This window comes from Psychromonas arctica (assembly GCF_036697365.1).
GTDB classification, from domain to species: domain Bacteria; phylum Pseudomonadota; class Gammaproteobacteria; order Enterobacterales; family Psychromonadaceae; genus Psychromonas; species Psychromonas arctica_A.
The window spans coordinates 17227-32878 of the sequence record NZ_JBAHZA010000017.1; the positions used below are offsets into that span (position 1 = coordinate 17227).

The window sequence follows — 15652 nt, forward strand, 5'->3', positions numbered from 1 at the left end:
CTTTGTCACGATTATAAACGGTATTTAAAGTCTAAGTTAATAGAACGTGGATCACTTGCTTCCACTGATACCCAGTTCGGTGTTGTTACTACTCGATTTTTATCAAATAAGTTACGAACAACTAATGATACATCAAACTTCTCTAGTTCATAGTAAGCACCAAAATCAAACTCTGCGTAACCTGGGATATTGTAATCACCGTCATTACGAGAGCCTTCAGCACGCATACCTAAACCAAAACGCAATGGTTCATTTTGTAATGTATAGCTGTTCCACACAGAGAACGCATGGTGAGGTGTGTAATCTGCTTGAACGCCTGCATCATCACCAGACGTATCTTCTGCATCAGTATAAGCATAGCTAATACGACTTGAGATTTGGTCATTTAGGTGGAAGACTGCATCAACTTCAACACCTGTTGAACGGAATGCTTCTCCCAGTTCTTGTGTTAACACTCGATCATCACCAATTGTTTCAGTCGTTGTTGGGTTTTTGGTGTTGATGTAGAACAGTGTGACACTTGCATCTAATTTTTTATCAAAGAAGGTACCTTTCACACCTGCTTCATAGTTATCACTTTCTTCTGGTTCATAAGAAACACCATCTTGACCATATTGAATTAAAGTTGATGTATCAATAGGCTCATAAGCTTGGCTATATGAAGCAAATAAATTTAGATCTTCATTCAGTTTATAAACAACACCTAAGTCATAAATAAAGTTAGATAGATTTTGATCGAAAGAGTCGTCGCTTGAGCTTACCTCTTCACCTTTATACTTGGTGTAACCTACTCCTAGTGCTAAGGTAAAATCGTTCAATGTTATACGATCTTTAAGGTATAAATTGATCTCTTTATCTGTTGCTGTTGAGTAAGTTCCATCTCTTAAAGAATCTGGCATTGCTGAGTATAATTGGCTATCAGGATCGTATAGATCAATAGTATACAGGCCTACAGCTTCAGCATTGTCTTGGAAATTACGGAAGAAATTTGTTTCTTTATGACGGAAGTTAGCACCAAATAGCATATGATGCTCAAAACTACCAAGATCAAATTTACCTTCTGCATTGACGTCCATTAATGCATATTTATCTTTACCCTTTGCATATACCCATTTACGCTCAAAAGTTGTATCGCCGATACTGTTACCTAAACCAGAGCTACTACTGATGTATAAATCTGAAGATTCTGATTCTGTTTTTGATAGGGCACCTTTGGCAGTTAGCTTCCAGTTTTGAAGTTGATGCTCAACAGTTAACTCAGCAGTCATTGTTTCAGTATTCGCATCATCAAGTGGGCTACCGTAATAGCTACCACGATTAATAACACTACCGTAACTATTTGTCGTATTACCCAGAGTACCATTAGCAAAGTTAGTGGTGAACACACTATCAGTCCAAGAGCTGCCACCAACTCTATCTAAGTTGGTATATTCAAAACGCGGTGTGATACGTGTATTTTCACCAACAAGAAAAGTTAATGAAGCATCGATTAACTGTTCATCATGTGAACGTATTTTTTGATATCCATCTGCATCTGGTGTTAACTCTGCATTAAGACGATAAAGTACATTTTCGCCGACTAATTCACCCGTAGAGTCAATATTTACTGATGTTTGGTTTCGTTCAAAATACCCTGTATCGCTAGAAGCGAAAGAACGGTTTTTTAAACCGACTGTAGTTTGTGATTTTTTTTGTGGTTTTTTAGTTGTGACATTAACCATACCACCACCAACGCCTGTTCCATATAAAATGGCATCAGAACCATTAAGGAAGGTCGTTGATTCAATATTGTAAGTACTTGGGAACTTAGAGCCTGTACCTGTTTCTCCACCTTGTAATGAACGTAAACCATTAACCATAAAGTTATCAATGTTCGTTTGAATACCACGAACAATAATACGACGAGCCGCAGAGCTTTCTGTGTGGAAACTTGCCACGTAATCAGCTAAATCCCTTGTATCTTCAGCTGCAAGGTCATCTATTTCTTGTTCTGAGATTTGCACAACAGAACGACCTGTTTCTTTTAAAGTTAAGTTCATTTTTGTTGCTGTTGAGTCGACAGTATTATTGATACTTTGCTTTTCTGATTCAGCAGTTACAGTGATTGTTTCAAGGCTCGATACTCCCTCTTCAGTGTCAGCTTCAGCTGCAAATGAAGTTGGAGATAAAGCTGTAATAAGCGCTGAACCTACTGCTAAATGAGAAAGTGATTTTGAGGTGGTGAAAGACTTGCTAGACATGCTCCAGAGTTTCCTTTTAGCTAATTATTTTGTTAATCCATTTATGTATATCCAATATACTTGCGCGGACTTTAAACTAAATGATAATTATTACTATTGGTTGGAGGCGGAATTTACATTTTTTACATTTGAGGTGAAGCAGATTATGTTATTGCCGAGTATTACTACGATAAAACAATCAATAGTAGAACCATTTAAATCTAATGGATAAATACAAACAAGACGGTAAACGGAGTTTAAAGAAGATAATAAAACCTAGATTATTTTTATAGGCAAGGTTAAATGATTTATGACATGGCGATAGCAGGTGGCAATACAATGCCATATTATTTTTCAATATGATGAGTTATTTATTATATTGAGATCGATTCAATTAGTTTTGTTGCCCCAATAATAGATGGGTGATCATCATCAAAATAGAGTGGCTCCCCATCTTTAACAGCATAGCAATGTAAATTGTCACAAAAAGTATTTTGTGGTTTTAATAAATGTACGTTACTTGGGTAACTGGCGTTATCGAAGTGCTCGATCATGTATTGATTTCTTGCTTGATACCACTCTCTGCTTGTGCCAATAATATTATCTGGCATGTTACCGTTTCTGAATTTAATGCCTATTAGCTCTTTAATATCCTTTGGTAACTCAGGAATAGGATAAAACAGATAAACATTTTTTTTGTTCGCTGCCAATAACTGCACCAATTCATCAAAAGATTGCACCATTTGACTCGCTTTGGTGGTCATCAATGCGTTGGGTTTATTAGGGTAATGCGCCGCATCACCACCAAACAACCCTTTGGTGAACCTATGGTTAATGACAACATTTTGAATTTTTTTATCATTTAATATGTAAGTAATTGCTTCATTGTACCACTGCGCACATCGGCTAAAATCTTTTGGCATTTTGTAGGATATTTTGCAACCAGAATAACTAAAATGTTTTAAACCTTGGTCTTTAAGGTGTATTTTTTTAGCTAATGTATAGGCTATTTCAGTTGAATGGCTATCGCCTAACGTTGCCCAAGTAATATTGTTTTCAATGAAATATTGGCAGGAGCTACTAGGGGCTTGATATGTACGGAGGTGGCACTTTTCCCTTAATTGGCTAGCTTGTGCATTATGTATTAAGTATTGGTATTTTGCAGGTGCATAATTAATAAAGCCATCTTGTAAACATATTACTGATGTAATCAAGGTCACAGAGACTACCATGACCATGGGTTTACTCTTTATCACGCCAAAAATAGTACTTAAATTGTTGTTAAAATTTATTCTTTCAATATATCGATAACTTAAAAATCCCAATAGTACTGAGAGGGGGATAGCGATATAAATATAAAAGCTAGGTAAAGAGAAGTAGTAGATTGCCACGACTAATGGCCAGTGCCATAAGTAAATTGAATAAGAATATAGGCCTAGCTTTTGAAATAGCCAATTGCCTGTTAATAAGCTATTTTTTCTTTTTGCTTGGATAATTAAGTAGGTGCCAATGACAGGAAATAAAGCAAGGTATCCTGGCCAATAATTATCTTTAGTAATTAAAAAGTAAGACCCGATAATCAAAGCAAATCCGATACATTCACAGCGCTTTTTATAACGCAGCTTCAAGGAAATAGGATAAAGAAATGCGACTCCTCCTACTAACATTTCCCAAATTCTAGCGGGTAATAAAAAATATGATGAATGTGGAGAATGGTAAGTAAGGATAATGGAAGCGATAAAACTGATAACCAGAAAACACAATATAGTTTGCTTGATTGTTTTCACTTCCATGAACTTACGCATCAAGACAATGAGCACAGGGTAAATAAGATAAAATTGCCATTCAGAAGATAATGACCAGGTATGTAGCAGCCATTTATAATGAGATGCGGTATCGAAGTAACCAGATTCTTTCCAATAAACAATGTTGGAAACAAAGGTAATACTGCTACGGATATGTTCCCCCAATACACTGTAATCATAGGGGGTGAGATAAAACCAACCAAATACGGTTAACACTGAACATAATAAGGCTAATGCGGGAATAATCCTATTTGCCCGAGCCATGTAAAATTTTAAAATAGAAAAGTTTTGTTCTTCAACTCCTTTGAATATTATCGCCGTCATCAAATACCCTGAAATAACAAAAAACACATCAACCCCAGCGAATCCGCCAGGAATAAGTGTATTGTTAAAGTGGAATAACACAACTGCGATGACAGCAATTGCTCTTAAGCCATTGATATCTTTTCTAAATTTCAAGCGAAGCGTCCAATAAATGAATCTGATTAATTAATATATAAACAGTGTAGTAAACAATACCAATAATTGACATTTAATGGTTAAAATAAAGCTATGATCATAAATATAGTTCTATATAAATAAATTTTATTTGAATGAAGGGTCTTTAAAATAATGAAACTATTATTAGGACATATTTTATTTGGGTTACTAGCATACTATCGGGATGCTTTATGTCAGAAGTAAGGGGTAAATTAAACCAAATAGAGAAAGAGGCGTTCGACGTACCAAGCATCGATAAGTAATACCAAACATTACCTGGTTGGTCGTTACGTTGAACAGGTTGAAAGTGCGAAGTATTTAAGTCAGAGAGTGAACCAGATGAAAATATCGTCAATAGATGTGAATATCGTTGCCTAGCTCGATACTCACATTAGTTTATTAGTCGGAGAAGCATTACTCACTAGGCTGTAAATATTGTTCTATAACCTGTTTATGTTTTTGGGCTAAAGCGCCGGCTTGTACAGGAGGAATTCGCATTAAATCTACTTTCTGGTTAGTTTTAGAAAACTCACTAGCAAAATGCGCGGCTAATTCATGTTTACGAGTTTGTTGCGATAAATCAGCGATATCTGCAATGTCGATACTTGGATCAAAGCGGTGAAAGCCTCGATAATTAAAATGTTTATCCACATGTAAGTCACTCAATCTAACAAATTCCTGTATCAGTGCTCTAGTTAACGTGTTTAAGGAAAGATCCTCAACCATTAAATACAGTGTCGCATCGGTCATTTCAGGTAATGTACTACGCTCACTTTGATGCACCTCGATGTCCACTAACCACAAGCCATTTGGTCGTTGTTGTACATCACTTAATATTAATGTGCTGTTATCGTAGTTAATTTTAGTCAGCGTATTATTCACTTCTTGCTCTGTATTAGTGGCTAAATGCTGTTCTCCAACTAACTCATCTTTGTTGTAAAACTCAGCCATTAAAGGTAAATCTATGTGTGTGTTGAATGGCGTGGTGGTGCTGTTATTAAGCGTCAGTTTAAATAGCTCTCTTACTTCATGCTCCCGTGATTTTTTGATTGCTAAAAAAACACTTTGAATAACTTCTGACGTTGGTAATTCAGGCTCTACACGCCACTTTCTACCGAATAATAATTTCTCTTCATTTTTTTTAGGAGATGATTTCTTGTGGTAATTATCGTGTCCAATAACGCCAACTTGAATATATAAACCATTGGCTTCTTGTGCGGCAAATACGACGTATCTCGGGTCGTATTCAATGTCACAAATTAACGCTTCAACACTGGCTAGTGTGTGTTCGTATGTCAAATAGTGTTGAGGAATACAATAATTGCCATTACTCAATAATACTTTCGGTGCCTTAGGCATCACCTTTTCACCTAAACGCAGTGCAACTTCTTTCACCATTTGAGAAACCTTATAAAGAATATTATTACATTTGAAAACATATACGCCATGCAATTCGTGAAAGTTCACTGCATTTATAAAAAGTGTAGATAAAGACCTATAAAATAGAAAAATAATTTCACTATAGAGTGATTAGTCTCAAGCTTATATTTTGAAAATGACAATATTTACAAATAGTAAAGGTATGTTGAGCGTTGTAAGCATCATATAAGTGATAACTATCATGTGTTTGCTACCATAATTATGACTTTAAATATGGCTTAAACAATGGACATATTAACGATAGATAAGCATAAAGTTACCTATCGTTAATATGTGATAATGGTGACGTTTATTTTAGTTTGAAGTAACTAACGGAGCTGAGTAATTCTTCACTTAGCTCTGATAGTGAAGAAGCTGATGCCATTGATACTTGAGCTCGATTATTATTTTCTTCAGTGACCTGATTCACCTCTTTTACATTAGTGCGTATTTCATCAAGCGTAGTGGTTTGGATCATAGAAGCAGTCGAGGTCTCCTTAGAAATATCCTTAATCTGTTCTACAGAAATGTTAATTTCGTCAATCACATGTCCTGTGTTTGAAACATGCTCGACACTCTGCAATGATTTGTTATGGCTATTATTGATCACAGAGACTGCACTTAGAGTGCTGCGTTTTAGGGTTTCTAATGTGAGTTGAATTTCACCGGTAGAATCTTGCGTTCGTTGTGCTAAGTTTCTCACTTCATCGGCTACCACGGCAAAGCCGCGACCTTGCTCTCCTGCTCGTGCTGCTTCAATCGCTGCATTTAATGCTAGCAGGTTAGTCTGGTCAGCAATGCTTTTTATTACTTCTAGAATATTGGTTATATTATCTGCTTCAATATCTAATTGCTGAATAGCGGTTACCGAATTTTCAATCTCACTGGCTAAATCTTCAATAGAGTTAATCGTGTCATTTACTATTTCTTTGCCTTTTTGTGCTGACTCGATAGCGTTATCTGATTTAGCTACGGCATTATCTGCATGCTCTGCAAGCTGTGTTGAAACGTCGTAGAGTTCATCTACTGAGTTGGATAGGGTGGCCATTCGAGTACGTTGAAATTCTGCATCTTCGATTCTTTGTTGGTTATCTTTTAGTAAACCATTGGTTGAGTCATTTAAATTATTTGCCATAACAATAACGGACTGAAAAATACCCTTCAAATTATTGGTCATTGAAGAAACTGAACGCTTGATTTCACTGATTTCATCTTGGTGGACACCTACATCAATACTTTTACTCAGGTCTCCTTTGGCCAGAGAAGAGGTAGCAGAAACAATGCTATGTAGATCGGTTTTTAATTTTCTAATAATTAAAAAGGAAATGACGATAACAATAAAAAAGATACTCACAGCCAGCACCATCGATTGAATCATAATTTTGTTTTCTTTTTCAATGATGGTTTTTGCACGGATATTCACTAGCTTATCGTGCATGGTATTAAGCTGTTCAATTGTTTCTAAAATCGGAGGAACAGCTAAGCGTGCAGCTTTCTCTGCTTTTTTACGTGCAACAAAGGTCGCTTGAGTTAACCATACATTAGTTAAATCTGATAAAGCACTATCTAATGCTTTAATCTGCGCCACTAATTGATCACGAACAGCACCCAATCCTCTATCTTGAGGTAATGAAAGCTGCTCATCCCATTGTTGCTGAAGTGTAGGGCTAACGGCCAATAAATTATTACGATAGCTGGTGAGTAATGTTTTTACAGTATCAGTGGAAGTTTCTAATTCTGTTTTTTCAATAGCTCGAGCTGAAAACTTCATGCCCATCTCTTCCGAGTTTTGGTAAGCTTTGGTGATCTCTTTCCATTGGTTATTAGTGAGGGAATAAAACTGTAATATTTCAGAGTCTAGGGTGATATTTTTAACAACTTCTCTGCTGTTGTTGACCAGATTAATGGAGATAAACAGAAGGGCACATAACAGAAGAAGTACTAAGCCTGATATCTTAAATGATAGCGTTAAGTTTCTAAATAAATTCAAACTACATCCTTATAGAATAAACATCATTGTGAAATACGATACTTAGAATCTACCACCACTATTTAAAAAGTGGTAGTTAAAGTTGTTTAAAATATCAGCTTTATTTATGTAGATTAAGCATGATATGTGATTTTAAACGTATCAATAGTTTGTGAGGTATTAGCTTTTAGTTTTTTGAGCCTGGCAGGTAAGAAAGCAAAGGAAAACACCTACCTTTGCTTTATCGACTGGAAATAAAATAACTTAACTATTTATCTAAATTTATTTCTTTAATAACCCTAAGTTCAGCGCATGAAAGCGCATATGCGACTCGATAAAGCTGCTAATAAAATAATAACTATGGTCATAACCTTCGCGCATATTAAGTTGAAAATAGTTGGTTTTATTGGTTACAAGTGCCGATAGATTTTCGGGTTTTAATTGCGTTTGTAGAAATGAATCCTGGCTGCCTTGGTCAATTAAAATAGGTTGATGTTCACTTAATGGTGCGAGTAGCTCACAACTATCATAAGCCTTCCAAGCTTCATGATCGTCACCTAAATAAGCAGTAAATGCTTTTTGTCCCCAAGGGCAATTTATTGGATTGCAAATAGGACTAAATGCACTGATTGAGGTGTATAAACTTGGGTTACGTAAACCAATAGTTAATGCACCATGGCCGCCCATTGAGTGGCCGCTGATCACTCGTTGCTTGTTAACTGGGAAGTTTGCTTCAATTAAGTTGGGTAACTCATGCACGATGTAATCGTACATTTGGTAATGCTTATTCCAAGGTGCTTGTGTTGCATTAACGTAAAACCCCGCACCTAAACCAAGGTCATAAGCCTGTTTGTCATCATCTGCGACTTGTTCGCCACGTGGGCTAGTATCGGGTGCAACAATTGCAATACCTAACTCAGCGGCTAATCTCTGTGCGCCGGCTTTCTGCATAAAGTTTTCATCGCTACAGGTTAGGCCTGATAACCAGTACATAACGGGTACTGGGTTGTCGCTATTTGCTTGAGGAGGTAAATAAATGGCAAAACGCATTTCGCAATTTAATACAGAAGAAGGGTGAGTATATTGCTTGTGCCATCCTTCAAAGAGTTTATTGCTGCTGATATTTTCAAGGATCATTGTATAGCCCTTTTAAAATGAGGAGGCTAAGCGCTAATAAGTGCTTAGCCATAAATAAGATATTTATTTGTGATCGAAGTGAATAACACTACGGATACTTTCACCGCTATGCATTAAATCGAACGATTTATTAATTTCTTCTAGTGGCATAGTGTGGGTGATAAAGTCACTTAGTTTGAACTCGCCTGCTAGGTATTGCTCAACGATCGCAGGTAATTGTGAACGCCCTTTAACACCACCAAATGCTGTTCCGCGCCATACACGACCAGTCACTAATTGAAATGGACGTGTTGAGATTTCTTGGCCCGCACCTGCTACACCAACAATGACAGATTCTCCCCAGCCTTTATGACAACACTCTAATGCACTGCGCATGACATCAACATTGCCAATACATTCGAAAGAGTACTCGACACCACCATCAGTCATTTCAACAATTACATCTTGAATTGGTTTGTCGAAGTTTTTAGGGTTAATGCAATCTGTTGCACCTAATTGCTTAGCCAGTTCAAATTTGCTTTCATTAATATCAATACCAATGATTTTATTTGCACCAGCCATTTTTGCGCCGATGATTGCAGATAGACCAATACCACCTAAACCAAAGATCGCAACGTTATCGCCTTTTTCTACTTTTGCCGTATTTAGCACAGCACCCATACCGGTTGTTACACCACAACCTAATAAACAAACTTCTTCAAGCGGTGCTTCTTTGTTTACTTTAGCTAATGAAATTTCTGGTAATACCGTGTACTCAGAGAATGTAGAACAACCCATGTAATGGAAGATAGGTTGACCGTCTTTATAGAAACGGCTTGTTCCGTCCGGCATAACACCACGACCTTGAGTTTCACGTACCGCACTACATAAGTTAGTTTTGCCTGATGTACAGAATTTACAAACACCGCATTCAGCTGTATACAAAGGAATAACATGGTCACCAACACTGACGCTAGTAACCCCTTCACCAACCTGTTCAACGATACCACCACCTTCATGGCCTAAAATAACTGGGAATAGGCCTTCTGGATCTTCACCTGATAATGTAAATGCATCGGTATGACAAACTCCTGAAGCGATAACCTTAACCAGCACTTCGCCTTTTCTTGGTAACATTACATCAACTTCTTCAACGACTAATGGTTGATTTGGGCCCCATGCGATAGCTGCTTTTGATTTAATAAATTTATCCGTCATATCTACTCCAATTATGTGTGTATGGCATTTTTATATCTCTATTATATTTGTTTCTACAATAATGATAATCTATCTAAAATGAAAATTACTTTTACTAGGTGGTAACAATGTCATGGCAAGGAATTAACGAGTTTGTTGCCGTTGCGGAAAGTAACAGCTTCTCTCTCGCGGCTAAACAGCTCAATATATCAACAGCACAGGTAAGCCGACAAGTTAGCGCATTAGAAAAACGCCTACAGGTCAAACTTTTTTATCGAACTACGCGCAGAGTATCACTCACTGAAGAGGCGCAATTATTTTATCAACATTGTCGTAATCTGTTGGATGGGCTTAATAATGCAGAGCAGGCAATAACAAACTTGCAAAGTAATCCTCAGGGGAAAATTAAGCTAACAGTTCCGGTAACTTACGGAGAGCAAAAAATATTACCGCTAGTGAATGATTTTGTTGCTTTGCATAATGAGATTGAGGTCACTACCGAGTTGACCAATAACCGCGTTGATTTAATTGATGGTGGTTTTGATGTGGCAATTAGGTTGGGGCAGTTGCAAGATTCCAGCTTAATCGCAAAAAAATTAAGTCAACGTTCTAATTTTGTGTGTGCATCTAAAGCTTATTTACAAAAACACGGTGAAGCACATTCATTGTCAGAGTTGAAACAGCACAATTGTTTGTTAGGCACTCGTGATTACTGGCGCTTTATCGAGCAAGGAAAAGAAAAAAATATTAGAGTAAAAGGTAATTTGCGCTGTAACAGTGGACTCGCTCTTGTTGATGCAGCATTAAAAGATATTGGTATCGTGCAATTACCGGATTACTATGTGCAATCCTATATTGAGTCTGGACAGTTGGTAACGATCTTAGATCAATTCAGAGAGCCATCGGAAGGGATTTGGGCCGTTTATCCGCAAAATCGTTATTTATCTCCAAAGATAAGGTTACTGATTGATCATCTGTCTACGCACTTAAAATAGGTATCAAAATTTGATCCCCGATATTTTTTTACTTAATAATAAAGTTAATATCGGGGCTAAAGTTTTATTTCAGGACTTTTTGTATCCATTCAGCAATATCAGCCAACTGCTCTGCTACCACTGAGTGTGGCATCATATAAGATTGCCATTGCGCTTGATAACCTGCATCAACCAATAGTGTATTTGCCATTTTCCCAGCACTGATTGGAACAACTTCATCTTGTTCTCCATGGTGCTGCATAATCGGTGTTTGTTGATTGGCAGCTGATAATTCGGTAGGTAAATGATCAGGACTTGGTAGATAACAAGACATCGCCAGCACGCCTGCTAACTTTTGTGGGTAACGTAACCCTGAAAATAGACTGATCACCCCACCTTGGCTGAATCCTGCTAGTACAATTTTATCTGCGCTAATGCCACTATCAATCTGCTCTTGAATTAAAGCATGCAAGCGCTGTTCTGACTCTGTCACGCCGGTGATATCGGCTCGGTTATGTAAATCCATACTTTTAATATCATACCAAGAGCGCATTACTGCACCTTGATTAATGGTGACAGCTTGCTCTGGAGCATGTGGAAAAACAAAGCGAATAGTGTGGTCGTCTGGTAATTTTAATGCTGGCACAATAGGTGAGAAGCCTGCACCTGAATCTCCTAAACCGTGTAACCAAATAACGCATGACGTTGCTTGTGATGAAGGGTTGACAATGATCTTCTCTAAAGTGGCAGACATATTGTTGTTCCTTATAAATAATGTAATAAAATAATTTGTATAATGAGGTTACGCTAATCTAACGGTAATGCAGTCTTTTTTAATACTTCACGTAATACGAAACTAGAATGGACACCTGTTACACCCTCTAATTTAGTGATATGACCTAAAAGAAACTGTTCATAATGTTGCATATCTCGTACTACCACTTTTAATAAAAAGTCAGCAGATTGTCCGGTAACAATTAAACACTCCAATACTTCCGGTAGGGCGGTTACTGAAGTTTCAAAGTTTTCAAAGCGTTCTGGGGTGTGCCTGTCCATGCTAATACCGATCATGGCTGTTAAATTTAAACCCAAAGCAGCACTTTTTAGTAAGGTAACATGCTTATCAATGATGCCTGACTCTTCTAAACGTTTTACACGTCGCGAACAAGGAGTTGGTGACAAGCCAATACTCTCTGCCAATTCTAAATTACTAATGCGTGCATTACCTTGCATGAGCTGCAATATTTGTTTATCTATTCGATCTAATTTTACGATTGATTGCATGCTAATTCCTTAAAATGTTGTTAATCACTACTATATTTAATATTAGTAGTGATTTGTTGCAATATTTTTACTTTTTAATGGACACTTTGCAATCACTCACTCTAAAAAGTTCGCTATAGTTTACATCATGGATAGCGAGCGAAGTTTCTAACCGGAAATGGGGGGCAACATTCTTACCATGATGAGCCAACTCGCTAATTCTTTTATCTTTATCTTTAATTTCTTAGTATGATACCTAGCAAATAGTAACCATTAAAGAATCGTTTTTAGGGAATGTCTTATGTCAGCCAATAATAATCAAGCATCTAGTTTCAATCATAAAAAATACCGTGCCTTTGCACCTATTCAAAAGACTGATCGCCGTTGGCCTAACCTGGTAATTGAGCATGCACCTGATTGGTGTAGTGTTGATTTACGAGATGGCAACCAAGCATTGATTGAGCCAATGAGCCCAACTCAAAAACTAGAAATGTTTAAATTATTAGTGGATGTCGGTTTCAAAGAAATTGAAGTTGGTTTCCCAGCTGCATCAGCACCTGACTTTGATTTTGTGCGTCAATTAATTGAAGAAAATCATATTCCAGATGACGTCACTATCCAAGTGTTAACACAAGCTAGAGAGCCACTTATTGCACGTAGTTTTGAAGCCTTAAAAGGGGCTAAAAAAGCGATTGTACATTTATATAATTCAACATCTACTGTTCAACGTGAACAAGTTTTCAAAAAATCTCGTGATGAGATTAAAGGTATTGCGATTCAAGGTGCTGAGTGGGTTAAAGAGATGGCTGAGCAGCAGTCTGAGACTCAGTGGTCATTCCAATACTCTCCAGAAAGCTTTACTGGAACTGAGATGGATTACGCACTAGAAGTTTGTGACGCAGTGATCAATGTATGGCAACCAACGCCAGATAATAAAGTTATCATTAACTTACCTGCGACAGTTGAAGTGTCGACGCCAAATGTTTATGCAGACCAAATTGAATGGATCAACGATAATATTAGTCATCGTGATTCTGTAAGAATTAGCTTACACACACACAACGACCGAGGTTGTGGTGTCGCTGCTGCGGAATTAGGTGTGTTAGCTGGTGCTGACCGTATTGAAGGTACTTTATTAGGTAATGGTGAGCGTACCGGTAATATGGATATTGTGACTATGGCCATGAATATCTATAGCCAAGGTATTGATCCAGAATTAACTTTATCAGATATGGACCGTATTATTTCTACGGTTGAACGTTGTACTCAGTTAGCTGTTCATCCACGTCATGCTTATGCGGGCGAACTAGTATTTGCTGCATTCTCTGGTAGCCACCAAGATGCGATTAATAAATGTATGAGTATCGATGCAGAAAAACGCAAAGATGATCCAAATGCACATTGGGAAGTCGCTTACTTGCCAATTGACCCTCGTGATTTAGGACGCAGCTATCAACAAGTGATTCGCATTAATAGCCAATCAGGAAAAGGTGGCGTAGCATATGTGCTTGAGCAAGATTACGGTATTCAAATGCCACGCTGGATGCAGGTTGATTTTAGTCCTCACATTCAAGCCTTTGCTGAAAAAAGTGAAGCAGAAGTAGGGCCAACTGCAATTCACGAGATATTTTCCAACACCTATTTAAACCCTGTTCATGCGGTAACTATTGATAGTTATCAATTAAGCCGAGAAGGCAGTGTTGATACTTTAGAAGCAAAGGTACAAGCACAAGGTCAACACATTGAATTGTCTGGTAAAGGCAAAGGCGTGCTAGATGCATTTGTTAAGGGCTTAAGTTCAGCGATTGGTCATGACATTGTATTACTTGATTACAATGAACATGCTTTACCAAGTAAGGTAGGATCAGAAAATGAACAAGCTGTGGCAATGGCTTACGTTCAAATTAGTATTCAAGGTCAACGTTACTGCGCAGCTTCTCACTGTGATGATATTGTTACAGCTTCAATGCAAGCATTATTAAACGCGTTAAGTCGTAGTGATGTATCAGTAGCGAAAACTGCTGCTATCTCTGCTTAAAAATGAATAAGGAAACTTCGTAGATCCCTCTTTCTACGAAGTTTTTTCTTTTGATCAATTAAACATAAAAGACCTTTTCCTTCCAAGGTACCCACAATCATATATTGATAAAACATTAGTCAAGAAGTAGAATAAGACTCATTATCATTTATAAGGGTTGTTATGTCTAATATAGTAGTGGTCGACACTGATCTAGAAAGTCGATCATTAATCACTAAAATACTGATCAAAGCTTCACATCAAGTGACTTGCTTAAGTAATAGTGACAGTGTACTTAACCTCCTAGAGCAGCAAGGCGCAGACCTCGTTATTATTAATGATTGCACAAGCTCGGAAATAATTTTAGCGCTGATCGCTAAGATCTATGAAGATTTTGCTGCTCCTATTTTGCTTTTAAGTGAGCCAGATAAGCAAGAGGCATTACTTGAACAGCTTAGGGCAGGGGCAGATCAATATTTGATGAAACCATTTTCGAGCAATGCTTTATTAGTACACTCAGATGTACTACTTCGTCGTGTTGCTTTAGAAAAAAAACGCGCTAATTTTTCCCATTGCAGCCAACAATTCTCTTTTAAAATATCACGCTTACCTTTTACTGATACTGAAGAGCAACTAGTGCAATATTTAACAAGCAAAGAGGGAGACATTATTTCTAAAGCTACCTTGCAGAAAGAGGTGTTAAAGAAAGATCTTTCTATGTTTGACCGTAATCTAGATGTGCATATCAGTAATATCCGCCGCAAAATGTCTAATGCTGGCTTGTCTAAGTTACATATAAAAACAGTGCACGGTAAAGGCTATAGCTTCAGTGAAAGGTTAACTAAAATAGCCCCTTTATTATTGTTCTTTCTGTAATGACATTTGAGTCTTATCATTTAATCTTCAGATCATTCCTTAACTATATTGTTATTTAATTAACTATCTTTTAAATACTTTCTTCTACTTATTAGGAAGTCTTTAAGCATTGCTTTCTACAAGTAAGTCATTCCATTTAGTTAGGATAAAACTATTCTTTGAAGTTAATGTGGTTATATACCAATTTTTCTTTTCATTCAGTCTACATTTTTCAATATATCTCTGGTCTTTATTTTTATCTTCAGTATTCAAATGTAAAGAATGTAAATTTAATTATTAATTAAATGATAATGAATTACATTTGCATTCCTTATAAG

At 37.0% G+C, this 15652-nt stretch carries 11 protein-coding genes; 3 read left to right on the forward strand and 8 right to left on the reverse strand.

Annotated elements, in window-relative coordinates:
* Positions 1-11 precede the first annotated feature (11 nt).
* The 6 genes from V5290_RS15220 to V5290_RS15245 form a co-directional block, all read right to left on the reverse strand.
* Positions 12-2240 (reverse strand): TonB-dependent receptor, encoded by a 2229-nt coding sequence (locus tag V5290_RS15220; protein ID WP_333387643.1) that lies wholly within the window; start codon positions 2238-2240, stop codon positions 12-14.
* A gap of 353 nt (positions 2241-2593) precedes the next feature.
* Positions 2594-4483 carry an acyltransferase family protein gene (locus tag V5290_RS15225; protein ID WP_333387646.1) on the reverse strand — a complete coding sequence of 630 codons (1890 nt, stop codon included), beginning with the start codon at positions 4481-4483 and terminating at the stop codon, positions 2594-2596.
* 435 nt (positions 4484-4918) lie between these two features.
* Complete coding sequence (locus V5290_RS15230; RefSeq protein ID WP_333387649.1) at positions 4919-5902, reverse strand: hypothetical protein; 984 nt, start codon at positions 5900-5902, stop codon at positions 4919-4921.
* 331 nt (positions 5903-6233) lie between these two features.
* Positions 6234-7913, reverse strand: coding sequence for a HAMP domain-containing methyl-accepting chemotaxis protein (locus V5290_RS15235; protein WP_333387652.1), 1680 nt, complete (start codon positions 7911-7913; stop codon positions 6234-6236).
* Positions 7914-8174: 261 nt separating this feature from the next.
* Positions 8175-9029 carry an S-formylglutathione hydrolase gene (gene fghA, locus V5290_RS15240; RefSeq protein WP_333387654.1) on the reverse strand — a complete coding sequence of 285 codons (855 nt, stop codon included), beginning with the start codon at positions 9027-9029 and terminating at the stop codon, positions 8175-8177.
* A 63-nt stretch (positions 9030-9092) separates the two neighbouring features.
* Positions 9093-10226, reverse strand: a complete 1134-nt coding sequence (locus V5290_RS15245) for an S-(hydroxymethyl)glutathione dehydrogenase/class III alcohol dehydrogenase (protein WP_333387657.1) — start codon at positions 10224-10226, stop codon at positions 9093-9095.
* A gap of 107 nt (positions 10227-10333) precedes the next feature.
* On the opposite strand from V5290_RS15245, the gene V5290_RS15250 reads away from it, so the two are divergent.
* Entirely contained in the window at positions 10334-11200 is an 867-nt protein-coding gene (locus tag V5290_RS15250) for a LysR family transcriptional regulator (RefSeq protein ID WP_333387660.1), read from the forward strand.
* A gap of 64 nt (positions 11201-11264) precedes the next feature.
* Here V5290_RS15250 and V5290_RS15255 read toward each other — a convergent pair whose 3' ends face one another.
* Together V5290_RS15255 and V5290_RS15260 are read right to left on the reverse strand one after the other, a co-directional pair.
* Positions 11265-11933 carry an alpha/beta hydrolase gene (locus V5290_RS15255; protein ID WP_333387664.1) on the reverse strand — a complete coding sequence of 223 codons (669 nt, stop codon included), beginning with the start codon at positions 11931-11933 and terminating at the stop codon, positions 11265-11267.
* A gap of 53 nt (positions 11934-11986) precedes the next feature.
* Positions 11987-12454, reverse strand: coding sequence for an Lrp/AsnC family transcriptional regulator (locus V5290_RS15260; protein WP_333387778.1), 468 nt, complete (start codon positions 12452-12454; stop codon positions 11987-11989).
* Between the two features lie 289 nt (positions 12455-12743).
* Between V5290_RS15260 and leuA the strand changes: the two genes are divergently transcribed.
* The gene (gene leuA, locus V5290_RS15265) at positions 12744-14480 is read left to right on the forward strand and encodes a 2-isopropylmalate synthase (RefSeq protein ID WP_333387667.1); all 1737 of its coding nucleotides are present in this window, start codon (positions 12744-12746) and stop codon (positions 14478-14480) included.
* 162 nt (positions 14481-14642) lie between these two features.
* The gene (locus V5290_RS15270) at positions 14643-15335 is read left to right on the forward strand and encodes a response regulator transcription factor (protein WP_333387670.1); all 693 of its coding nucleotides are present in this window, start codon (positions 14643-14645) and stop codon (positions 15333-15335) included.
* The last annotated feature ends 317 nt before the right edge of the window (positions 15336-15652 follow it).